The organism is Pseudomonas sp. GP01-A4 (assembly GCF_058780865.1).
In genome coordinates, this window is sequence record NZ_JBYSWF010000002.1 from 205893 (window position 1) to 226426 (window position 20534).

The window sequence follows — 20534 nt, forward strand, 5'->3', positions numbered from 1 at the left end:
CACATTTGACCGAGTTCCACCTTGGGAATGCCATCGAATGTGGGAGCGGGCTTGCTCGCGAAGAGGCCGGCACAGCCAATAAAGATCAAACAGCCGGGAAGTGAATCTTGAACGCAGCCCCACCCAGCGGTGAATCCCCAAGGGTCAGCCGGGCGCCATAGCTTTCAATGATGTCCTTGACCACCGCCAGGCCAATCCCCTGCCCCGGATGCTGGCGGTCGAGCCGCTCGCCCCGCTGCAGGATGCGCGCACGCTGGTCCGGCGGCACGCCGGGGCCATCGTCTTCGATGCACAACTCGGTGCCCTCCAGGCTTTCCTGCAAGGTGATGCGCACTTCGCTCAGGCACAGGCGATAGGCGTTCTCCAGCAGGTTGCCGAGCAGTTCCAGCAAGGCGCCCTTCTCGATCGGCACGTCGCATTCGTCCGGCAGTTCAAAGGCGACCTTCACGCCCTTATCGCGATAAACCTTGTCCAGCGTGTCGCACAGGCTTTGCAGCACCGGCTCCAGCCGCACCTGGTGGCGCACCAGGCCGCTTTTACGCAGGCTGGCGCGCTGCAATTGGTAGCTGATCTGCTGGCTCATGCGTTCGATCTGCGATTGCAGTACCCAGGCCTGGTCCCGATCTTCGGGGCGCTGGGCCATGTCTTCACTCACGCCTTGCAACACCGCCAACGGGGTTTTCAGGCTGTGGGCCAGGTCATCCAGGGAATCGCGGTAACGGGTGCGTTGCTCCCGCTCGCTGTGGAGCAACCGGTTCAGGGAGCCGGTCAGGCGCAGCAGCTCGCGCGGGTGTTGCTCGCTGAGGCTTTCCCGGGTACCGCCTTCGATTTCATCCAGTTCCTGGCTCAGCCGGCGCAGCGCCTGCAGGCCCCAGGTCAGGCCCAGCCACAACAGGGTCAGCAGCACCAGCAAGGCGGCGCCGAAGCCCAGGTAGAGGTTTTCCCGCAGGCCTTCGAGGGTCAGTTGGTATTCACGCACCGGTTGCAGGGCGACGATACTGAACGCCGCGCTCTTGCCGCCCAGCAGCTTGACCTCGACGTCATAGACAAAAAATTCCTGGCCGTTGGCCTCGCGTATCCGCGCAAATTCGTTGCCGCGCCCGTCATAGCGCGGCTTGTAGTTGATGTTCTCTTCCTGTGTGGCGCGCGACCGCCAGACCAGATGGCCTTCGCGGTCATAGATGTAGCCCAGCAGGCGGCTGTCGGTGAGGTTGAAACGCTCGTCCGGCAGCTGCGCGGGCATCAGCAGGCGATTGTTTTCAACCCGGGCAGCCGAAATCAGCGTGGTGACATCCGACGCCAGGCGCTGCTCGATGGAGTCCTGCAGGGCCAGGCTGAAGGCGCCCTGCATGGCCGGCAACAAGGCCAGCATAAACAGCACGGCCAGGATGGTGGCCGCGAGCATCAAACGTACACGTAGCGAGCGAATCAACGGCAGCGCTCATTGAACAGGTAGCCCAGGCCACGCACGGTGTCGATCGGCTTGAAACCCGCCGGGCCTTCCAGCTTGCGGCGCAGGCGGCCCACCAGCACTTCGATCACGTTCGGATCGCGCTCGTCGTCATCGGGGTAGAGCTGTTCCATCAGGCGGTCCTTGGCGACCACTTGCTGGTGATGCCGCATCAGGTATTCGAGGATGCGGTATTCGTAGGCGGTCAGCGCCAGTGGCTGTTCGTCGAGGGACGCCTGCTTGCGATTGAGGTCCAGCAGCAACGGCCCGGCGACGATGGTTGATTGGGTGAAACCGCTGGAGCGGCGCAACAGTGCGTTCATCCGCGCTTCCAGCTCTTCGAACTGGAACGGCTTGACCACGTAGTCGTCGGCACCTGCTGCCAGGCCTTCAACCTTGTCCTGCCAGTTGCCACGGGCGGTCAGGATCAGGATCGGGAAGGTCTTGGCCTGGGCGCGCAATTGGCGGATCAGGTCCAGGCCGCCCATGCCGGGCAGGCCCAAATCGATGATCGCCAGGTCGTGGTTGAATTGCCCGGTCTGGTACAGCGCCTCTTCGGCGTTGGCGACGGCCTCGACCACGTGACCGCTGTCGGTAAGGCGGGTCAACAGGTGATGGCGCAGCAACGCCTCATCTTCGACAACCAGCAATTTCATAAAGCTCTCCAAGGCAAATCAACTTTCCAACTGGGGTATATCATAGCGGCCCTGCAGGTCTTGCTGGCGCAATTTACTGCCGTTGAAGTGACCTGACAGGTTTTCGTTGCCCACGCGATAGTCTGACTGCGGGGTGTGCTGGCCCAGGGACTGGCCCCATGGAGCCGCCTGTTCACCGGCATCTTCGAAGCTCACCCGCTGGAGAAGGCTGTAGGGCTTTTTGCTCTTCTCCTTGGAGAAACCCGCGAAACTCGAATCAGAGGCCTGGACGCCAGCGGTGGCGCTGAGCATGGTTAAGGCCAACATCAGCTTCTTGATCGCAGTCATGGTGCTACCTCATACGCTTGGGCTTTGGGTACGGGGCCAGACTACGCAGACGCCCCTGAACTCCCCCTGAACACTCTCTGAACCTGGGCTGAACCGAGGCCGGCTACTGTGTAAAGAGTTATTTACGTATCCCCGGCCGCAGGCTATCCAGCGGCCCTGCAACTCGGCAAAATACCCGGCATGAATTCCCTACCCGCCTGCTGCACCCCACTTGACGCCCATTGGCCGTTGCCCGATGCCTTGCCCGGCACGGTCTTGCTGAGCACCCGTTTTGACCCGGCCCTGCTGACCATCGGCGATTTCCAGCGCAGCGCCGTGCCGCCACCCGCGAGCATCCAGCGTTCGGTGGCCAAGCGGCAGGCGGAGTTCCTGGCCGGTCGCCTGTGCGCCCGCGCGGCCCTGCAACAGCTGGACGGGCTGGATTGCGTGCCGGCGATCGGCGAGGACCGCGCGCCGGTCTGGCCCGCGCACATCAGCGGTTCGATCACCCACAGCACCGGCCATGCAGCGGCCATCGTCGCCCACAAGACACAGTGGCGCGGGCTGGGGATGGACCTGGAGAACCTGCTGCCCCTGGAGCGGGCGGAACGCCTGGCCGGGGAAATTCTCACTCCGGATGAATTGCTGCGCATGGCCGCCGGGCCGCGGGAGCAGGTTGCACAACTGGTGACGCTGACGTTTTCGGCGAAAGAGAGCCTGTTCAAGGCGCTCTACCCGATCGTGCAGAAGCGCTTTTATTTTGAGCATGCCGAGTTGCTGGAGTGGTCGGATACCGGCCATGCGCGGCTGCGGTTGCTGACGGACCTGTCCGCAGAATGGTGCCATGGCAAGGAACTGGAGGCGCAGTTTGCGGTGGATGAGGGGCAGTTGTTGAGCCTGGTGGCCGTCCAGGCCTAGACCTTCTCCTGATCCCGTGGCCAACTCAGGCTGAAACACGCGCCACCCAGATTGTTGCTCTTGCTGATCAACGCCCGGCCGCCGTGCCAATAGATGATCCGCCGCACAATGGATAACCCCAGGCCGTGCCCACCCGACGCGCGGGTCCGGCTGTCATCCAGGCGCAGGAACGGCGTGAAAATCCGCTCCCAGGCACTTTCCGGTACGCCCGGCCCGTCGTCTTCCACGTCGATGCGGCAACGCACCTGGCCCACCTGGTAACTGATCAGCACCTGCCCCTGGGCGTGGCGCATGGCGTTGCTCACCAGGTTTTGCAGGGCACGGTGCAGGTAGCGCGGCTCGGCCTCCACCCATGCATCATCCCAATGCGCCGAGGACAGGCAGATGCCCCGCGCCACGTTGATTTCCGGGCGCAGCGGTGACAGTTCATCAATCACCTGATCCAGCAACGCATTGAGGTCGACCCGCTGGAAATTCAGTGCCGGCGCCCCCTGTTCCAGCCGCGCGTAGGTGAGCATTTCGTCCACCAGGCCATCGAGGTCCTGGATGTCGCTGTCCATGCCCTCCATATACTTGCGCCGCGCTTCAGGCGTGGCCGCGTCGCCGATCATCTCCAGGCCGAACCGCAGGCGCGCCACCGGGGTGCGCAGTTCGTGGGACACCGCCCGCACCAGTTCGCGCTGAATTGCCAACAGGCGTTGCAGGTGCTCGGCCATGCCATTGAACGCTGCCGCCAGGCGCCCCACCGAATCGGCGCCGCGGGCCGGCACCCGCACTTCCAGGCTGCCTTTGGCGATGCGCGTGGCGGCGGCTTCCAGGCCACTCAGACGCCGCTCCAGCTGGCGCACCAATAAATAGACGATCAAGCCGATCAAGGTCAGGCTGATCAGCGCAATCAGGATCAGCCATTGCGCCGGGTACGGATTCATCTGATACAGCGGGCCGATTTCCAGGACCCACGGCGTGCCGACCATGCCGGCAAATACCCGGATCGAATCCCCGCCCTTGCCCAGGGCCATCACGGTATCGCCTTCGGACACGCGGCGGCGCTGGTCTTCGTCCATATCAGCCTGATTGAGCATCACCAGGTGCATCTCGAAACCAAAGCCCTTGGCTTCCTTCAGGTCTGCGAGTTTCTGCGGTTGCTCCGCCACCGGGAAACGCACCAGCTCATCGGCCAGCAGGTAAATCGTCGCGCGGGCCAGTTGTTCGCTGATTTGCTGCACCTCACCGGTCAGCAACAGTTGCTCCTGGTCACTGACCAAGCGCAGTACCCTGGCCGCATGAGGCCCGGTTTGCTCCACCAACACCTGGCCGCGTTGCAGACGGGTACGCTGGGTCAGGTCCAGGTGCGCCTCGGCCACGGTCTGCAATTGCAGCGGGATACCCAGCAAGCGCTCCCACACTGCCAGGGCACGGCGGCGCTCGATGGCACTCATGGGTTGCAGGTTGTCGCCCATCAGCGCGAAGGTGCCGTGGGCCAGGCGCTCGCGGTACTGGCCGCTGCGCACTTCATTGAGCAGGTGCAAGGCCAGTACGCCGAGCAACGCCACCAGAATCAGCGCCGCGCACATGCCGCCGTAGATGCGCAGGAAGATTGAGTTCACGGCGTCAGGTCAGCCGCAGCTTCGGGGACGAACAGGTAGCCTTTGCTGCGAATGGTCTTGATCAGGCGTGGGTGGATCGGGTCGTCGCCGATTTTCGGGCGGATGCGCGAGATGCGCACGTCGATGGAGCGGTCCTGGCCGTCATAGCCAATGCCGCGCAAGGCGGTGAAGATTTCTTCCCGGGACAGGATCCGCCCGGCATTCGCCACCAGCAACCACAGCAGGTCGAATTCGGCGCTGGTCAGTTCGATGCCGCCCTCATGCAGCCAGGCTTCACGCAGGGCGTTGTCCACCACCAGCGGGCCGAATTGCAGGCGCCGCTGTTTTTCGGGGAGTGCCGGCTCGACGCTTTCGCTGCGCCGCAGCAGGGCCTGGATGCGTGCCAGCAACAGGCGAGGACGCACGGGTTTGCACACGTAATCGTCGGCGCCCATGTCCAGGCCCAGCACCTGGTCCATGTCGTCGGTGCGCGCGGTGAGCATCAGGATCACCCCGTCGTAGCGCTCGCGCACCTTGCGGCAAATGCTCAGGCCGTCTTCACCGGGCAACATCAGGTCGAGGATCACCAGGTCCGGCTGCTCGGCGATGATCCGCGCCGCCGCGAGGGCGCCATTGCCTTCCACCGACACCCGCAAGCCGTTGCTCTCCAGGTAGTCACGGGTCAACTCGGCCAGTCGCTCGTCGTCCTCGACAATCAATACCTGCCAGGCTTCTTGCTCCATGCGTTACCTCGGTTCTAATTATTGTAGGGGCGGGTTTGCCCGAGAAAACTCGAGGGCGCCGCGTTTATTCAGGTTTCCAGCGTCATCGTTGACGTCCTTCGCGGGCAAGCCCGCTCCTACAGTTGTCATGTAGGCGAGGCATAAACTGTATGGATAACCGCCGATTGTAGCAACGGGCCGGCCCTCTGCCACAAGCGCGCAAATGCGTTCGGACATCGTGTTTTTTTGTGATAGGGTTCGCGCCCGCAAAAATCCAACCGGTTGTTTTTACCTCGGAATATTCGGTGACAAACGGCGCAATGCAGCAGTACTGCGGCCTACACGGCCATTCCACGTTTCATACACATTTTACCCACAGCGTTATCCACAGGTAGTCCGTTGCTAAGCCCCCCAAAACGCATTATCTTGTAGGTCGTCGCCAAAAAAACCCTACATGTAGGGTTTTCAGCGAAAAGACCAAACACAAATCAGACAAGAAACTCAAGCTCTTTCTTGCTCCTGTTTGGTGAACTTAAGCCTTTTTCAGAAGACCAAACCGCGCACGCGGATGGCAGCCGTTTTCTGCCCCGATCAGGCGAAAACGGTACGGGTGTTGCAGTACGAAACTGTCACCCACCAGGAATACGGTAAAGAGCCCCAAGGCTTGTAACCGAAGACTTCGGCATGGAAGCGGCGCGAACAGCTCCCTTCCTCCTGTCCCGAAGTTGTTATGCCAGGCCCCTGGCCTGTTGTAAGTGCTTCAGGACGGAACGGTGGGCACCGTGATGGTGCCCAAATAAATATAGAATGTGGAGACAACCCCCCATGCAAACCGACACAACTCGCGAGAACCCGCAGGGCTCCGTGCCGCAGGCCGCTGATTCGAACCTGGATCTGTCCGCCACCGCGCCCGGCCAATTGCGCGTGATCAAGCGTAACGGCACTGTCGTTCCTTACACCGATGACAAAATCACCGTCGCGATCACCAAAGCGTTTCTTGCAGTTGAAGGCGGCACCGCTGCTGCCTCGTCGCGCATCCACGACACCGTTGCCCGCCTGACCGAACAGGTCACCGCAACCTTCAAGCGTCGCATGCCATCGGGCGGCACCATTCACATCGAAGAAATCCAGGACCAGGTCGAACTGGCCCTGATGCGTGCCGGCGAGCAGAAAGTCGCCCGCGACTACGTGATCTACCGTGACTCGCGCGCCAAGGAACGTGCCGTACGTTCCCCGGCCGAAGAAGCTGCCGTACAAGCTCACCCGTCGATCCGCATCACCCTGGCCGACGGTACATTTGCACCGCTGGACCTCGGCCGCCTGAACACCATCATCACCGAGGCCTGCGAAGGCCTGGAAGAAGTCGATGGCGACCTGATCCAGCGCGAAACCCTGAAGAACCTGTACGACGGCGTGGCCCTGACCGACGTCAACACCGCACTGGTGATGACCGCCCGTACCCTGGTCGAGCGTGAGCCGAACTACTCGTTCGTCACCGCGCGCCTGCTGATGGACACCCTGCGTGCCGAAGGCCTGGGCTTCCTGAAAGTCGCCGACAGCGCCACCCACCACGAGATGGCCGACCTGTACGCCAAGGCCCTGCCGGCCTACATCGCCAAGGGTATCGAATTTGAATTGCTGAACCCGATCCTGGCCACCTTCGACCTGGAAAAACTCGGCAAGGCGATCAACCACGAGCGCGACCAGCAGTTCACTTACCTGGGCCTGCAAACCCTGTACGACCGTTACTTCATCCACAAGGACGGGATCCGCTTCGAACTGCCGCAAGTGTTCTTCATGCGCGTGGCCATGGGCCTGGCGATCGAAGAGAAGCAGAAAGAAGACCGTGCCATCGAGTTCTACAACCTGTTGTCGTCCTTCGACTACATGTCGTCGACCCCGACCCTGTTCAACGCCGGTACCCTGCGTCCACAGCTGTCCAGCTGCTACCTGACCACCGTGCCGGATGACCTGTCGGGCATCTACCACGCGATCCACGACAACGCCATGCTGTCCAAATTCGCCGGCGGCCTGGGTAACGACTGGACCCCGGTGCGTGCACTGGGTTCGTACATCAAGGGCACCAACGGCAAGTCCCAGGGCGTTGTACCGTTCCTCAAAGTAGTGAACGACACCGCCGTAGCCGTGAACCAGGGTGGCAAGCGCAAGGGCGCTGTATGTGCCTACCTGGAAACCTGGCACATGGACATCGAAGAGTTCATCGAGCTGCGCAAGAACACCGGTGATGACCGTCGTCGTACCCACGACATGAACACCGCCAACTGGATCCCTGACCTGTTCATGAAGCGCGTCTTCGATGACGGCAAGTGGACCCTGTTCTCGCCATCCGAAGTACCGGACCTGCACGACCTGACCGGCAAGGCTTTCGAAGAGCGCTACGAGTACTACGAAGCCCTCACCGAATACCCGGGCAAGGTCAAGCTGTTCAAGACCATCCAGGCCAAAGACCTGTGGCGCAAAATGCTCTCCATGCTGTTTGAAACCGGCCACCCATGGCTGACCTTCAAAGACCCGTGCAACCTGCGCAGCCCGCAGCAGCACGTGGGCGTGGTCCACAGCTCGAACCTGTGCACCGAGATCACCTTGAACACCAACAAGGACGAGATCGCCGTTTGCAACCTGGGCTCGATCAACCTGCCGAACCACATCGTCAACGGCAAGCTGGACACCGCCAAGCTGGAACGCACCGTGAACACCGCCGTTCGCATGCTCGATAACGTTATCGACATCAACTACTACTCGGTACCCCAGGCGCAGAACTCCAACTTCAAGCACCGTCCGGTCGGCCTGGGCATCATGGGCTTCCAGGACGCGCTGTACCTGCAGCACATTCCTTACGGTTCGGACGCTGCAGTCGAGTTCGCCGACAAGTCCATGGAAGCGGTCAGCTACTACGCGATCCAGGCTTCCTGCGACCTGGCCGACGAGCGTGGCGCCTACGAGACGTTCCAGGGTTCGCTGTGGTCCAAAGGCATCTTGCCGCTGGATTCGCAACAGATCCTGATCGAGCAACGTGGCCAGAAGTACATCGACGTTGACCTGAACGAATCCCTGGACTGGGCGCCGGTACGTGCCCGTGTGCAGAAAGGCATTCGTAACTCCAACATCATGGCCATCGCACCGACCGCCACCATCGCCAACATCACTGGCGTGTCGCAGTCGATCGAACCGACCTACCAGAACCTGTATGTGAAATCGAACCTGTCGGGCGAATTCACCGTGATCAACCCGTACCTGGTTCGCGACCTGAAAGCCCGCGGCCTGTGGGACTCGGTCATGATCAACGACCTGAAGTACTACGACGGTTCGGTGCAGCAGATCGAGCGCATCCCGCAAGAACTCAAAGAGCTCTACGCGACTGCCTTCGAAGTGGACACGAAGTGGATCGTCGACGCCGCCAGCCGTCGTCAGAAGTGGATCGACCAGGCTCAGTCGCTGAACCTGTACATCGCCGGCGCATCGGGCAAGAAGCTCGACGTGACCTACCGCATGGCCTGGTACCGTGGCCTGAAAACCACTTACTACCTCCGTGCCCTGGCTGCCACCAGCACCGAGAAGTCGACCATCAACACCGGCAAGCTGAACGCTGTTTCCAGCGGCGGCAACCACGGTGATGATTCGGTTCTCGCCGCACCTGCCGGCCCGGCGCCAGTGCCTAAAGCCTGCGCGATCGACGAGCCGGATTGCGAAGCTTGCCAATAAGCTGAGCACACCCTGGGTCTAACCACCCAAGGTTGAAAAACCCCCGATAGGCCTACGGCGTATCGGGGGTTTTCTTTTGCCTGGAACAACACCGTCGCGATTCGCGCAGGTATTTCACCTCCTTGAAAACATCGGTGGGCTTCTGACCGACGTGCATCATGGCGACCTTTATCGCTGAAACAGTGATGCAGTTGCCGCCAGGGCCCTGACTGAATCCGCTCCAGATATCGCCCGGTTGGCCTTGTACCGTTCCGACAGCCGTGTATCCGCCTGTGACGCCCCCGCCTATAGGCGTTATCTGAACGTCCAAAAAAAAGCCCCTCACGCGAGGGGCTTTTCGGTAAAGCGAGTTAAAGCGACAACATCAGGTCATCTGAATGATGGTCTGCATGATGGTGCTTTGGGTGGAGATGGTCTTGGCGTTCGCCTGATAGTTGCTCTGGGCCTTGATCAGGTCCACCAGCTCGTTGGTCAGGTTGACGTTGGAGTTCTCCAGGGAGTTGGCCACGATCGAACCCAGGGTGCCGACTTGCGGGGTATCAAAACCCGGCTGGCCCGACGCGAAGGTTTCTTTCCAGGTGGTGCCGCCGGCTGGCTGCAGGCCCTGCTCGTTGTTGAAGCTGGCCAGGGAGATCTGGCCGATGGCCTTGCTCTGCTGGTTGCTGAACGTGGCGAACAGTACGCCGCTGCCGTCGATTTTCAGCCCGGTGATTTGCCCGGTGGCGTAGCCATCGGTGGTCGGCGGGTTGCGGTAGGTGGCGGAGTTGTACTGGGTGATGTTCCCCATGTTGACGGCCACGCCGTCTGCGTTGGCGGCCGCACCGTTAGGCGTCCAGACACCATTGACCAGGCCGCCCGGCTTCCAGTCGGAAATGGTCAGGGTGGTATTGGAAGCGGTGGCTGGCGGGGTAACGATCCCGGTCAGCTTGCCGGAGGTGTCAAACGACAGCGTCGAGGCGACTGGCGCTTTCACGTCAGTACCGGTGCCGCTGATCGGCGAGCCGTCAGGGTTGCGCCCATCGATCAGGGTGTAGGACTTCCAGGTGTTGGAGTCGGTCTTCACCAGGTACTGCACCATCGGATGCGCGTTGCCCTGCGTATCGTACAGCGTGGTGGAATATTGAGTGGTGAAGCTGTCCGATTTGGTCGGATCAAACGGGTGCGCCGTCTGGTCGATCGCCGTCTCGGAGGAGTTCAGGTTACTGGTGGAGTCCACCTTGCTCGAAGCCTTCGGTGGCAGGTACGACAGGTTGAGCTGCAGGTCGGTCAAGCCGCCCTTCTGGATGTTGCCATCGGCATCCGCTGCGTAGCCTTGCAGGCGCGAGGTGCCGGTGTTGTTGGTGATGTAGCCGTCCTTGTCGGCCCGGAACGCACCGTTGCGGGTGTATTCCAGCGAACCGTCGCTGCCCTTCTGCACGAAGAAGCCGCCGCCCTGGATCGCCATGTCGAGCGTGCCGCCGCTGTTGTTGACGTCACCCTGGGTGAACTGCTGGGACACGGCCGCCAGGTTCACGCCATTGCCGATGCTGTTCTGGCCGGTACCCAGCTTGGAAGCCGCGTAGATATCCGCGAATTCCGCACGGGACGACTTGAAGCCGGTGGTCGCGACGTTGGCGATGTTGTTGCCCGTCACGTCCAGTTGTTTGTTGGCCGCATAGAGGCCGCTAAGGCCGATGTTAAAAGACATTGTTCTCTCCTTTTGCCGTATTTAGCCGGCTCTATGTACCGATAGTCTGAATTTGCGACAGCTTGATACTGCCCAGGCCGCCCGCCAGGTTCAGCACCATTTCAGCGCCGTTCGTGCCCAGGGTTACGCTGGTCACCGTTGCCGGCAGCGAGGTGGCGAGGGCCACCGAGTCACCCTTGTCATTCTTGGTGGTGGCATTGAAGGTGTAGGTGCCGGGTGGCGCCGTCTCACCCGCATCGGTCTTGCCGTCCCAGACGAAGCTGGAGTTGCCGGCGCTCTGGGCGCCCATGTCGATGGTGCGAACGACGTTGCCATCCTTGTCGGTGATCTTGACGGAGACGTTGCCCGTCGCCGCCGTCACCGCCACGGAACCGGTCATGCTCTTGCTGGTATCCACCATCGCCTTGTCGGTCTGGGTGATGACCGAACGCCCCACCAGCGACGAAGCCTGCAGCGCCTGGGAGGAGCTGAAGTTGCTGGAAATCGCATTCACCGAGTCATTCAGGTTGTTGATGCCTTCCAGACTGCTGAACTGCGCCAACTGTGCGACGAACGCGCCATTGTCCTGGGGCGACAGCGGGTCCTGGTTTTTCAGCTGGGTCACCAGCAATTGCAGGAACGCGTCCTTTCCCATCGCCTGGTTGCCCGTCGCCGACTTGGCGGCGTCACCGACGCTGGTGTTATCTGTCGCCGTCTTGACCTTGGAGTTAAAAAGGTCCTGGACTGCCGTGTTCGTCGAACTGTTATCAACAATGGCCATTATTTGGCGCCCCTTATCACTGACCCAGGGTCAGGACCTTCTGCATCATGGTTTTGGCGGTGTTCATCATTTCCGCGTTGGTCTGGAACGAGCGGCTGGCGGAAATCATGTCGGCCATTTCCTCGACCACGTTGACGTTGGGGTAGTACACGTACCCTTTTTCGTTCGCGGCAGGGTGGTTCGGCTCGTAGCGGGCTTCGAGGTTGCTCTGGTCTTCGACCACACCGAGCACCTGCACGCCCTGGCCTGCGGCATCCTGGTTCTGGAACAGCGAATCGCCGCTGCCACTCTGGCCGCCCTGGCCGCCCTGGAACATGGTGGCGAACACCGGGTGCCGGGCGCGGTAGGTCTGGTCAATGCTCGAAGACACGGTCTCGGCGTTGGCGATGTTACTGGCGACGGTGTTGAGGCGCGTGGTCTGCGCACTCATGCCACTACCGGCAATATTGAAAACACTGGCGAGGGACATGGCTTATTCTCCACGCAGGGCTGACATCAGCCCTTTGAATTTGCTGTTGAGCAGGGTGAAGCTGGCCTGGAAGTTCACTGAGTTCTCGGCGTAGGCCGATTGCTCCAACTGGGCGTCCACGGTGTTCTGGTCGATCGACGGTTGCATCGGCGTGCGATACAGCAGCGACTCGTCACCATTGCCCAGGCCTTGCGCCTCGATATGACGGCTGTTGGTCATGTTCAGGGCGAAGGTGCCGTTCTTGGTCTTGTCTTGCTGGGCGGCGAGCACGGCAGAGAAGTCCAGGTCCCGAGCCTTGTAGTTCGGGGTGTCGGCGTTGGCGATGTTGTTGGCCAGGACTTCGGCACGCTGGGCGCGAAAGCCCAGTGCTTGTTCGTGGATACCGAGCGCTTTATCGAAGCTGATGCTCATGGCGGAAACCTTTAGGGGCTGACCTGCTTTTCGTAACAAGGATTTAGCAAGGGCCATGCCAAGTTGCTTGAGCCCCGTAAATCAAGGGTTTGAGAGGGAATTGCCGGCGGCAATGCCAGAAAAGCGGCAAAGGGTTTCCGCGAAACGCCAGTAAAGCGGCAATGAGGGCTTGCCGCTTTGCGGCCATAAAAAAGGGAGGCCTGTGCAGGCCTCCCTTTTTGTCCAAGCACTCATCACTTGGCCTGGTAAATGATTCCAGGACTGCACTGCACCATCTGGTAATGATCCGGCAAACCGTTCAGCGCCTCGGAAGCCCCCAGGAACAGATAACCGCCACGCTTGAGGGTGCCGTGGATGCGCAACAGAATGTCTTTCTTCACCTCGGCCGAGAAGTAGATCAGCACGTTGCGGCAAAACACCATGTCGAACTTGCCCAGGCTGGCATAACTGTCCAGCAGGTTGAACGAACGAAACTCCACCCGGCTCTTGATCGGCGCCTTGACCGCCCAACGCCCTGCTCCCTTGGGATCGAAGAAACGCTGCAAGCGCTCCTGGGACAACCCGCGCCCCAGCGCCAGGCTGTCGTACTCGCCGGTCTTGCAGTTGGTGAGCATGGTGCCGGACAAATCCGTGGCCACGATTTGCGCCCCGGCCTTCAACTGGCCCATGTTGGTCCGCTCGAACTCATCGATGGCCATCGAAATCGAATACGGTTCCTGTCCCGACGAACAGGCCGCCGACCAGATGCGCAGGCGCTGGCCGGGAGCGGCCTTGATCGCCTCGGGCAGCACCTTGTTCTTGAGCACTTCAAACGGATAGGTATCGCGAAACCACAAGGTTTCGTTGGTGGTCATGGCGTCGACCACCATCTCCTTGAGCCCGCTGCGTGGCTGGCCCTGGATCCGTTGCACCAACTCCCCGAGGGACTTGATGCCTTGCTGCTCCATCAGTTTGTTGAGACGGCTGGATACCAGGTACTGCTTGTTTTCACCGAGCAATATGCCACAGGCCTTTTCCAGGAAGACCCGGAACTGTTCGAAATCCAAATTACCCGTAGACAATGATACCGCCTCTTAAATCGTGTGACCGCCAGGGAAAAGGCCCCTAGCCGTGATCTGCTGCCTTGATCCGGTCGACTACCCGGGATGCCAGGTCATCAGGGCGGAATTTGGCCAGGAAGTCATCGGCACCGACCTTCTTGACCATCGCCTGATTGAATACACCCGACAACGAAGTATGCAGGATGATATGTAGTTTTTGCATGCGTGGGTCGTTGCGTATCTCGGCCGTGAGGGTGTAGCCGTCCATTTCCGGCATCTCGATGTCGGAGATCATCATCAGGAATTCTTCTTCCGGCTTCTTGCCCTCATCCACCAGCTTGCGCAGGTAATCCAGGGCCTGGCGACCGTCATTGAGCGCGACCACTTCGACCCCAACGGTCTGCAGGCAACGGGACACCTGCTTGCGCGCAACCGAAGAATCGTCCACCGTCAGCACCCGCAGTGAGATCGCCTTGTGCGCGGTTTCGGCGTCTACCACACCCACCGATATCGCCTCGGAGGTCGGGGCCACTTCGGCGAGGATTTTCTCCACGTCGATGATTTCCACCAACTGGTTGTCGACCCGCGTCACCGCCGTGAGGTAGTGATCGCGACCGGTGCCCTTGGGCGGCGGATGGATCTCTTCCCAGTTCATGTTGACGATGCGCTCCACCGAGCGCACCAGGAAACCCTGGGTCTTGGTGTTGTACTCGGTAATGATCACGAACGGGCTCTCGCGGTCCTGCAATCCCGCCGAACCGGTGGCCATTGCCAGGTCAAGAATCGGGATGGTCGCGCCACGAATGTTGGCCACACCGCAAACCACCGGGCTGGACTTGGGCATTATTGTCAGCTTGGGACACTGCAACACTTCGCGAACCTTGAAGACATTAATCCCGTACAGCTGCTTGCCGTCCAGACGGAACAACAGCAACTCCAGGCGATTCTGCCCCACCAGCTGTGTGCGCTGGTTCACTGAATCCATTACACCGGCCATGCCCAGACTCCTACGCTAAAACTTAGGGGTACGACGCGTACCCAACACTAAACGGCACGAGCTTTGCTTTTTTATTGGCCATGGACATCAAAACGACAGTTTCCCGACGCCTCCGATCCCCACAGTACCGCAGATTGCTCTGCGTCTCGATGGCGTTGCTTGCCTTGGCTACGGGCCAGCCGGCCCGCGCCGATAACGTCACCTTGCCTGATCTGCTTATCGGCGTCACTCAAGGCTTTCTTGAGTTCACTGTAGAAGATTATCTGGCCACGACGCAGACACCGGGCCGCTACGAAATCCAGGTCAACCAGCTGGATCCGCGCCTGCGCATGCCCATGTGCGACAGAGAATTGACAGCTTCCCTGGAAAGCCCCGCCCAGCCCATCGGGCGCGTGACCGTGAAAGTGCGCTGCGAAGGCGCCTCGCCCTGGACGGTGTTCGTGCCCGCCCAAGTCAAACTGTTTCGCGAAGTGGTGGTGGTGACGCGCCCGCTGAAACGTACCGGAATCATTGGTTATGATGACGTCGCGATGCGCGAGCGCGACATCAGCATGATCACCCAGAGCTACCTCACGTCCCTTGACCAGGCACTCGGGCAGAAACTTACCCGACCAATGGTTGCTGACCAGGTGATTACCCTGGTCCATCTCGAGCAGGCCGAAGTCGTGCGCAAAGGTGACCAGGTGGTGATTTCCGCCAGCAGCGGTGGCCTGAATGTAAAAATGCCGGGGGAAGCCCTGTCCAACGGCGGCATGAGTGAACAGATTCGCGTCAAGAACCTGAATTCCAACCGCGTGATCAAGGCCCGGGTGACTGCGCCGGGGCAGGTTGAGGTGGCTTTATAGATCACTGGCATCGGACGCCAGCTTTTCCTACACTGTGCGCAAAGCGGCATCGCGCATAGGTTTATTGTCAATCGAGCCTAAAGTTTGTCCGGGTATGGCCGAAAACATGGCAAGCGTCCAAATACCCAGAGGTTTTTTTAACATGGTCATCGATTTCAGTCGTTTGAATAACGCCCTGCCAACGCCCGGTTCTTCGCGCACCAACGGTGCCAAAGACAGCGTTGAAGCCAAGTCCCAGCCTCTGCCTGCCAAGACAGAACAGGCCGGTGCGAGCCAAAGCGGGGAATCGGTACACCTGAGCAATGAGGCTCAACAGTTGCAGAAGGTCACTGACTCGCTGAGCGATCAGCCAGTTGTCAATAAAGCCCGTGTGGCCGAATTGAAACAGGCGATTGCCGATGGCAGCTATAAGGTCGACAGCAACCGTGTAGCCAGCAAACTGCTTAACTTCGAAGCCGAGCGCTAGGCAAAGGCCTGCGCCAGGCTTTTGGACGCTTAAACCCCAAGGCCAGCCATGCACGACGAAAACTTGCTACAACTGATCATTGAAGACCTGCCTCCCGCACAGCAGCTGCTGGAGCTCCTTCGAGAAGAATCACTGGCCCTGTACGGCCGGGACATGCGCATGCTGGAAGAAATCCTGGCGCGCAAGCAATCGCTGATCGTCCTGCTGGAACAGCACGGCAAGAAGCGCAGCCAGATTCTGATCAGCCTGGGCCTCACGGCCGACCACAAGGGCCTGGAACAACTCGCCAGCCACTCCACGGTGGGCGACCAGTTGCTGGCCCAGAGCAAAGAACTCAACCAGTTGCTGACCCTGTGCCAGGAAACCAACCTCCTCAACGGCCAGGCCATCCAGCTTCAGCAAGCCACGACCGCCAATCAGTTGCGTATCCTCCACGGCGGCGAGCCTCCGGCTCTCTACAACGCTCAAGGCTCCACCTCACGCCTGGCCAAGCCAAGCACCCGCAGCCAAGCCTGAAACCAGTTTGAGCGCGCCCTATCCAAGTCGCGCCACATACTGGCAAAATGACATCACTTGCGTGTAGTCGTATTTTGTCTGGAGATGGAAGAACCGTGTTCAACACCCTTAACGCGGAAGATGCTCCGCAGCCACCCAAGGTACTCACCACGCCGCTGGAAATCGCTGGCACCTTGCGGATGCTGCAAGAAAGCCATGATCCGCTGATCATCACCTTCCATGAACGCAACCAGCGGTTTCAAAGCTACCTGGTGGAAATCGACCGGGACAGCAAGACACTGGCCCTGGACGAAATGGTCCCGCGCGACGGCGAACGCTACCTCGAGAATGGCGAAGCTTTCCGGATCGAAGGTTTTCACGAGGGGGTGCGGGTAGCCTGGGAAAGCAACGGCACCCTGACCCTCGATGAAGCCGGCGGCCATCGTATTTACCGCGGCAGCATGCCTGGCGAGGTGATTTACCATCAGCGTCGCAACGCCTTCCGCGCGGCGTTGAAGCTGGCGCAACTGGTGAGCGTCGAACTGGGCGGCGACAAACTCAAGGCCCCCATCAGCGGCAAGTTGCTGGATATTTCCGCCACCGGCTGCAAATTGCGCTTCGAAGGGGATATTTCCGAGCGCCTGCAACTGGGCCAGGTCTACGACCGATTTATCGCCGCGCTACCCTTTGGCAGCATGACCACCTCGGTAGAACTGCGTTACCTGCACTTCGAAGAAAGGATCAACACCACCTTCGCCGGCCTACGTTTTCATAACATGAGCGGGCTGGTGCAGCGTCAGGTCGAGCGGTTTGTGTATCAACTGCAGCGTGAAGCGCGGCGGTTTGACAAGGACGACGACCTTTAAACAATAAAGGTCGCGACAAAAAAACGGGCAGTCCCTCAAGGGGGCTGCCCGTTTTTGCTTTCAGGGGCGCGCCCTGCTCAAGTCATGGGGGTGATCATCCGGGTCCGGATGCTCTGGTGGCTCGGTGACAGGCTCCGGCTGATCCAGTTCGGGATCGACTTCCGGCTCGGGATCCACAACGGCGGTCTGCATCTGGTCCTGCACCACCTGTTCGTCCACTCGCGGATCGAGGCATGCTACCAGGGGCGAACTGGACATGCTGTCGGGCATCGCCACGTGATGCAGCGGTGCGTCGTCCACCTGATGCAGGTTGGTGACCGCCTTGGGCCGGATGCGCCACACCAGGATCAATGCACACACGCTGAAAAACGCATACAGCATATGGCTGCCGAACAGCTTCATCACCACACCGGCCAACAGCGGGCCGACACTGGCGCCGATGCCGTAGGTCACCAGCAACATCGCAGTGAGCGACACCCGGCGATCACCCTCGACGTGGTCGTTGGAAAACGCCACGGCCAGCGGGTACAGGCAGAACTGCACCAGGGAACAGAGAAAGCCCGCGACGAACAGCACTTCCAGTGGTACCTGGGTCATGATCGCCAACGGCAACGCGGCCACCGCCAAGCACAAGGCGAAACAGCGAATCAACAGCGCGCGGTCATATCGATCGGACAGCCAGCCCAATGGCCACTGCACCAACAGCCCGGCGAAAATGCAGCTACCCATGAACAGGCCGACCTGCTCGGTGGTCAGCCCTTGCTGAGACGCGTACAGCGGCGCCAAGCCGTAGAACGAGCCGACGATCAGCCCGGCCCCCAACACCGTACTGAGGGACTGCGGCACCCGCTTGATAAAGAAGCGCGGCTCCATCGGCGCTGGATGCAGCGGCGCCGGGTGAATACGGCGAGTCATGGCCACCGGCACCAGGCACAGCGCAAAACACAGCGCGACCAGCATCAGCAACTCAAGCCCCAACTGCGGGTGCATCACAAGGATCAACTGGCCCAGCACCAGGCCCAGGTACGAGGCGATCATATAGCCGCTGAACACCGCACCGCGTTGCTTGGCTTCAGCCTGTTCGTTAAGCCAGCTCTCGATGACCATGTACTGGCACATCATGCCCAGGCCGACAATCATCCGCAGCACAATCCAGGCTGGCAGCCAGTTGATCAGCCCGTGGCCCAACACCGCCGCGCCGACGATCCCGGCACAGGTGGCGTAGGCCCGGATATGCCCGACGCGGCCAATCAGGCGGTGACCGATCTTGCCCCCCAACACCAGGCCAAAATAGTTGGCGGCCATCAACGCACCGACCCACAGGCTGTCGACGTGATCTGCCGCCAGGCGCAAGGCCAGGTAAGTACTGAGCAGGCCAGAGCCGATCAGCATCATCAGGGAAGCAAAATAAAGGGCTCGAAAAGGTTTCCAGATCTGGCGCATCGGCGTTCCGAGCGGCTCCTTGCTGTGGGTGTCAGGACTACCGGAATGATAGTCCCGGGTCGTCGGGTCCGGACAGCCAAAACATGCGGTTGCCGGGGAATATTTTGCTCATGCCAATTGGCTACGTGTCAGACGCTCGCCAGTCACCCGCGAGGTACACGATGCAGACGAATACTTGCGCCGCCCCGTTCTTGCCTCCCGTGTGAACCTCAAACGCGGGCAAGGTTCGGTTGGTGTTTGAAAAGTCTGCCGCACTCAAACGCCCGGCCACAAAAAAGCCCCGCCAGATAAATCTGATCGGGGCTTGCGGACGTCGAGGCCGCATGGGCAGCAACGGTGAAGTGGTGTCCCAGGGCCGGTTCGAACGGCCAACCTTCCCCTTAGGAGGGGGATGCTCTATCCAATTGAGCTACTGGGACTAATGACAGCCAACCGGCGATGGGCACGGCGACGGACGGCGTGCATGTTAACGGCGCAGGTGAATTTTGTCATGTCGTCCGTTGGCTTTTTGAGTGTAGGCCCATGCCAGTGACAGCCGGTGGTATTCCGCTCAACGATTACGGACGGTTCGGACCATCGTGCAAAATGCACTCCCCCAAAATGCCATCATTGCAAATTGCAACAGCATGGCAATCTGGACGCTATATAAATGTATGATTTTAAAGGATTTATTGTCAATTAAAGACTGGCACGACACCTGCAATCCTTTATCCTACAAATACAGTCCGGCCCAGCCATCTGCGGAGAACATGCACATGAACAGCGCACTTCTACTAGCCCTCAATACCGTTGCACTGGCTGCGCTGGTGATGTTCCATTTTCAGTCCACCACTTCCGACGACGCCGCGCAGGTCAGCCAGGCGATTCCCCATCACCTGCAGCAGCGCCCGCAACTGGCTGTCATGAAGCCGAACATGCAATCCCCACTGCAACTGACCCAGGGCACTCAAGCTGCTCCTGCCGCTGAACACTGGGTTTTCTGAACCGCTTACCGGAGCATTCCATGAACAAGTCCGCCTGGCTGTTTCTGACCCTGGCACTGGCCGCCGCCGGCCTCGGCCTGAACGTATTGTCGCAAGACGTACAGACAGTCTCCTTCGTCGCCGCCGGCGTGTTTGGCAGCCTGTGGGTATTGGCAGTCTTCATTGGTCGGCGCATCAAATTCGATCCCGTACTGCGCTGAATCCCTCCGCTCGTCGCCCTCGCTAAAATCGCTGCCACGCCTCGGCTCGTCCGTCCGGACAGCCGACCATATGTCGCTCCGCATTCGTAAATTGGCAATTTGCCACTAATCTTAAAGTTAAGGGCAAAAGGCCATATTGCTATAGGATGTGCGCCCGAAAAGCCTTTTGCGCCCAGGGTCTGCGGGCTCAACACTCATTTGGGTGCGTCCGCGGAAAGTTTTCCAACCAGTCCGCAAATTTTGAAATGAGTACTGGCATAAAGCCGGTAGCCGGTTCAATATTTGTCACAGAATTGACGCCAAGGAACTGGCAAATCTGAGGCATGATGCGGCCTCTTTGCAATTCAGGTTGAACATTTGGCAGCAAACCTTGTCCTAACATGCATCTTGCGGCCAATTCCAAAAACCGCTCCCCTGAACTAACCGGTTAAATATGCGGATTCCACGCTGACTCGGACACCCATTCCACGCGCATCCGGACAGTGATTCCACGCTGATCCGGACACTCATT

The 20534-nt window shown here is 60.1% G+C and carries 20 protein-coding genes and 1 tRNA gene; 8 read left to right on the forward strand and 13 right to left on the reverse strand.

Annotated features, from left to right (window positions below; all coding sequences use genetic code 11):
* Positions 1-85 precede the first annotated feature (85 nt).
* The 3 genes from AC3WKX_RS02940 to AC3WKX_RS02950 are packed head-to-tail and all read right to left on the reverse strand — an operon-like array spanning position 86 to position 2433.
* The gene (locus AC3WKX_RS02940) at positions 86-1432 is read right to left on the reverse strand and encodes an ATP-binding protein (RefSeq protein ID WP_023659245.1); all 1347 of its coding nucleotides are present in this window, start codon (positions 1430-1432) and stop codon (positions 86-88) included.
* Positions 1429-2106, reverse strand: coding sequence for a response regulator transcription factor (locus AC3WKX_RS02945; RefSeq protein WP_003214228.1), 678 nt, complete (start codon positions 2104-2106; stop codon positions 1429-1431). Before AC3WKX_RS02945 ends, AC3WKX_RS02940 begins: the two co-directional genes overlap by 4 nt.
* A gap of 18 nt (positions 2107-2124) precedes the next feature.
* Entirely contained in the window at positions 2125-2433 is a 309-nt protein-coding gene (locus AC3WKX_RS02950) for a hypothetical protein (protein WP_003214230.1), read from the reverse strand.
* A 180-nt stretch (positions 2434-2613) separates the two neighbouring features.
* On the opposite strand from AC3WKX_RS02950, the gene AC3WKX_RS02955 reads away from it, so the two are divergent.
* Entirely contained in the window at positions 2614-3330 is a 717-nt protein-coding gene (locus tag AC3WKX_RS02955; protein WP_102604981.1) for a 4'-phosphopantetheinyl transferase family protein, read from the forward strand.
* Here the strand turns inward: AC3WKX_RS02955 and AC3WKX_RS02960 are convergent.
* Together AC3WKX_RS02960 and AC3WKX_RS02965 are read right to left on the reverse strand one after the other, a co-directional pair.
* The gene (locus AC3WKX_RS02960; protein ID WP_008435298.1) at positions 3327-4937 is read right to left on the reverse strand and encodes an ATP-binding protein; all 1611 of its coding nucleotides are present in this window, start codon (positions 4935-4937) and stop codon (positions 3327-3329) included. The two genes, AC3WKX_RS02955 and AC3WKX_RS02960, sit on opposite strands and share 4 nt — an antisense overlap.
* Positions 4934-5659 carry a response regulator gene (locus AC3WKX_RS02965; protein WP_008435295.1) on the reverse strand — a complete coding sequence of 242 codons (726 nt, stop codon included), beginning with the start codon at positions 5657-5659 and terminating at the stop codon, positions 4934-4936. Before AC3WKX_RS02965 ends, AC3WKX_RS02960 begins: the two co-directional genes overlap by 4 nt.
* An 804-nt stretch (positions 5660-6463) precedes the next feature.
* On the opposite strand from AC3WKX_RS02965, the gene AC3WKX_RS02970 reads away from it, so the two are divergent.
* Entirely contained in the window at positions 6464-9361 is a 2898-nt protein-coding gene (locus AC3WKX_RS02970) for a ribonucleoside-diphosphate reductase subunit alpha (RefSeq protein WP_008435294.1), read from the forward strand.
* Between the two features lie 364 nt (positions 9362-9725).
* Here the strand turns inward: AC3WKX_RS02970 and flgE are convergent, their stop codons facing one another.
* The 6 genes from flgE to AC3WKX_RS03000 all read right to left on the reverse strand — a co-directional run bounded on the left by flgE (position 9726) and on the right by AC3WKX_RS03000 (position 14725).
* On the reverse strand, positions 9726-11048 hold the full coding sequence (flgE, locus tag AC3WKX_RS02975; RefSeq protein ID WP_003214240.1) for a flagellar hook protein FlgE: 1323 nt from the start codon (positions 11046-11048) through the stop codon (positions 9726-9728).
* 31 nt (positions 11049-11079) lie between these two features.
* A complete protein-coding gene (gene flgD, locus AC3WKX_RS02980) occupies positions 11080-11808 on the reverse strand; it encodes a flagellar hook assembly protein FlgD (RefSeq protein WP_003214242.1) in 729 nt (242 codons plus the stop codon).
* A gap of 16 nt (positions 11809-11824) precedes the next feature.
* Positions 11825-12277, reverse strand: coding sequence for a flagellar basal body rod protein FlgC (flgC, locus tag AC3WKX_RS02985; protein ID WP_003214244.1), 453 nt, complete (start codon positions 12275-12277; stop codon positions 11825-11827).
* A 3-nt stretch (positions 12278-12280) separates the two neighbouring features.
* The gene (flgB, locus tag AC3WKX_RS02990) at positions 12281-12688 is read right to left on the reverse strand and encodes a flagellar basal body rod protein FlgB (protein WP_003214246.1); all 408 of its coding nucleotides are present in this window, start codon (positions 12686-12688) and stop codon (positions 12281-12283) included.
* A gap of 233 nt (positions 12689-12921) precedes the next feature.
* Positions 12922-13749 carry a protein-glutamate O-methyltransferase CheR gene (cheR, locus tag AC3WKX_RS02995; RefSeq protein ID WP_003214248.1) on the reverse strand — a complete coding sequence of 276 codons (828 nt, stop codon included), beginning with the start codon at positions 13747-13749 and terminating at the stop codon, positions 12922-12924.
* Between the two features lie 43 nt (positions 13750-13792).
* The gene (locus AC3WKX_RS03000; protein ID WP_003214250.1) at positions 13793-14725 is read right to left on the reverse strand and encodes a chemotaxis protein CheV; all 933 of its coding nucleotides are present in this window, start codon (positions 14723-14725) and stop codon (positions 13793-13795) included.
* An 80-nt stretch (positions 14726-14805) separates the two neighbouring features.
* Here AC3WKX_RS03000 and flgA point away from each other — a divergent pair, with 80 nt between their 5' ends.
* The 4 genes from flgA (at position 14806) to AC3WKX_RS03020 (ending at position 17397) form a co-directional block, all read left to right on the forward strand.
* The gene (gene flgA, locus AC3WKX_RS03005) at positions 14806-15570 is read left to right on the forward strand and encodes a flagellar basal body P-ring formation chaperone FlgA (protein ID WP_032899382.1); all 765 of its coding nucleotides are present in this window, start codon (positions 14806-14808) and stop codon (positions 15568-15570) included.
* 142 nt (positions 15571-15712) lie between these two features.
* Positions 15713-16036 (forward strand): flagellar biosynthesis anti-sigma factor FlgM, encoded by a 324-nt coding sequence (gene flgM, locus AC3WKX_RS03010; RefSeq protein WP_003214254.1) that lies wholly within the window; start codon positions 15713-15715, stop codon positions 16034-16036.
* 48 nt (positions 16037-16084) lie between these two features.
* Entirely contained in the window at positions 16085-16552 is a 468-nt protein-coding gene (flgN, locus tag AC3WKX_RS03015) for a flagellar protein FlgN (RefSeq protein ID WP_003214256.1), read from the forward strand.
* A gap of 95 nt (positions 16553-16647) precedes the next feature.
* On the forward strand, positions 16648-17397 hold the full coding sequence (locus tag AC3WKX_RS03020; RefSeq protein ID WP_003214258.1) for a flagellar brake protein: 750 nt from the start codon (positions 16648-16650) through the stop codon (positions 17395-17397).
* Between the two features lie 60 nt (positions 17398-17457).
* Here the strand turns inward: AC3WKX_RS03020 and AC3WKX_RS03025 are convergent, their stop codons facing one another.
* Positions 17458-18840 (reverse strand): MFS transporter, encoded by a 1383-nt coding sequence (locus AC3WKX_RS03025; protein ID WP_003214260.1) that lies wholly within the window; start codon positions 18838-18840, stop codon positions 17458-17460.
* Positions 18841-19182: 342 nt separating this feature from the next.
* Positions 19183-19259: transfer RNA gene (locus tag AC3WKX_RS03030), tRNA-Arg, on the reverse strand.
* A gap of 336 nt (positions 19260-19595) precedes the next feature.
* Between AC3WKX_RS03030 and AC3WKX_RS03035 the strand changes: the two genes are divergently transcribed.
* Together AC3WKX_RS03035 and AC3WKX_RS03040 are read left to right on the forward strand one after the other, a co-directional pair.
* Positions 19596-19823, forward strand: coding sequence for a hypothetical protein (locus tag AC3WKX_RS03035; protein WP_102604982.1), 228 nt, complete (start codon positions 19596-19598; stop codon positions 19821-19823).
* Between the two features lie 20 nt (positions 19824-19843).
* Positions 19844-20023: a PA3371 family protein gene (locus AC3WKX_RS03040; RefSeq protein ID WP_003214263.1), complete on the forward strand. Its 180-nt coding sequence runs from the start codon at positions 19844-19846 to the stop codon at positions 20021-20023.
* Positions 20024-20534 lie beyond the last annotated feature (511 nt).

Coding starts and splice junctions, on each gene's coding strand:
- AC3WKX_RS02945 (WP_003214228.1), bottom strand. CDS start 2,106: ATGAAATTGCTGGTTGTCGAAGATGAGGCGTTGCTGCGCCATCACCTG.
- AC3WKX_RS02950 (WP_003214230.1), bottom strand. CDS start 2,433: ATGACTGCGATCAAGAAGCTGATGTTGGCCTTAACCATGCTCAGCGCC.
- AC3WKX_RS02955 (WP_102604981.1), top strand. CDS start 2,614: ATGAATTCCCTACCCGCCTGCTGCACCCCACTTGACGCCCATTGGCCG.
- AC3WKX_RS02965 (WP_008435295.1), bottom strand. CDS start 5,659: ATGGAGCAAGAAGCCTGGCAGGTATTGATTGTCGAGGACGACGAGCGA.
- AC3WKX_RS02970 (WP_008435294.1), top strand. CDS start 6,464: ATGCAAACCGACACAACTCGCGAGAACCCGCAGGGCTCCGTGCCGCAG.
- flgE (WP_003214240.1), bottom strand. CDS start 11,048: ATGTCTTTTAACATCGGCCTTAGCGGCCTCTATGCGGCCAACAAACAA.
- flgD (WP_003214242.1), bottom strand. CDS start 11,808: ATGGCCATTGTTGATAACAGTTCGACGAACACGGCAGTCCAGGACCTT.
- flgC (WP_003214244.1), bottom strand. CDS start 12,277: ATGTCCCTCGCCAGTGTTTTCAATATTGCCGGTAGTGGCATGAGTGCG.
- flgB (WP_003214246.1), bottom strand. CDS start 12,688: ATGAGCATCAGCTTCGATAAAGCGCTCGGTATCCACGAACAAGCACTG.
- AC3WKX_RS03000 (WP_003214250.1), bottom strand. CDS start 14,725: ATGGCCGGTGTAATGGATTCAGTGAACCAGCGCACACAGCTGGTGGGG.
- flgA (WP_032899382.1), top strand. CDS start 14,806: ATGGACATCAAAACGACAGTTTCCCGACGCCTCCGATCCCCACAGTAC.
- flgM (WP_003214254.1), top strand. CDS start 15,713: ATGGTCATCGATTTCAGTCGTTTGAATAACGCCCTGCCAACGCCCGGT.
- flgN (WP_003214256.1), top strand. CDS start 16,085: ATGCACGACGAAAACTTGCTACAACTGATCATTGAAGACCTGCCTCCC.
- AC3WKX_RS03025 (WP_003214260.1), bottom strand. CDS start 18,840: ATGCGCCAGATCTGGAAACCTTTTCGAGCCCTTTATTTTGCTTCCCTG.
- AC3WKX_RS03035 (WP_102604982.1), top strand. CDS start 19,596: ATGAACAGCGCACTTCTACTAGCCCTCAATACCGTTGCACTGGCTGCG.
- AC3WKX_RS03040 (WP_003214263.1), top strand. CDS start 19,844: ATGAACAAGTCCGCCTGGCTGTTTCTGACCCTGGCACTGGCCGCCGCC.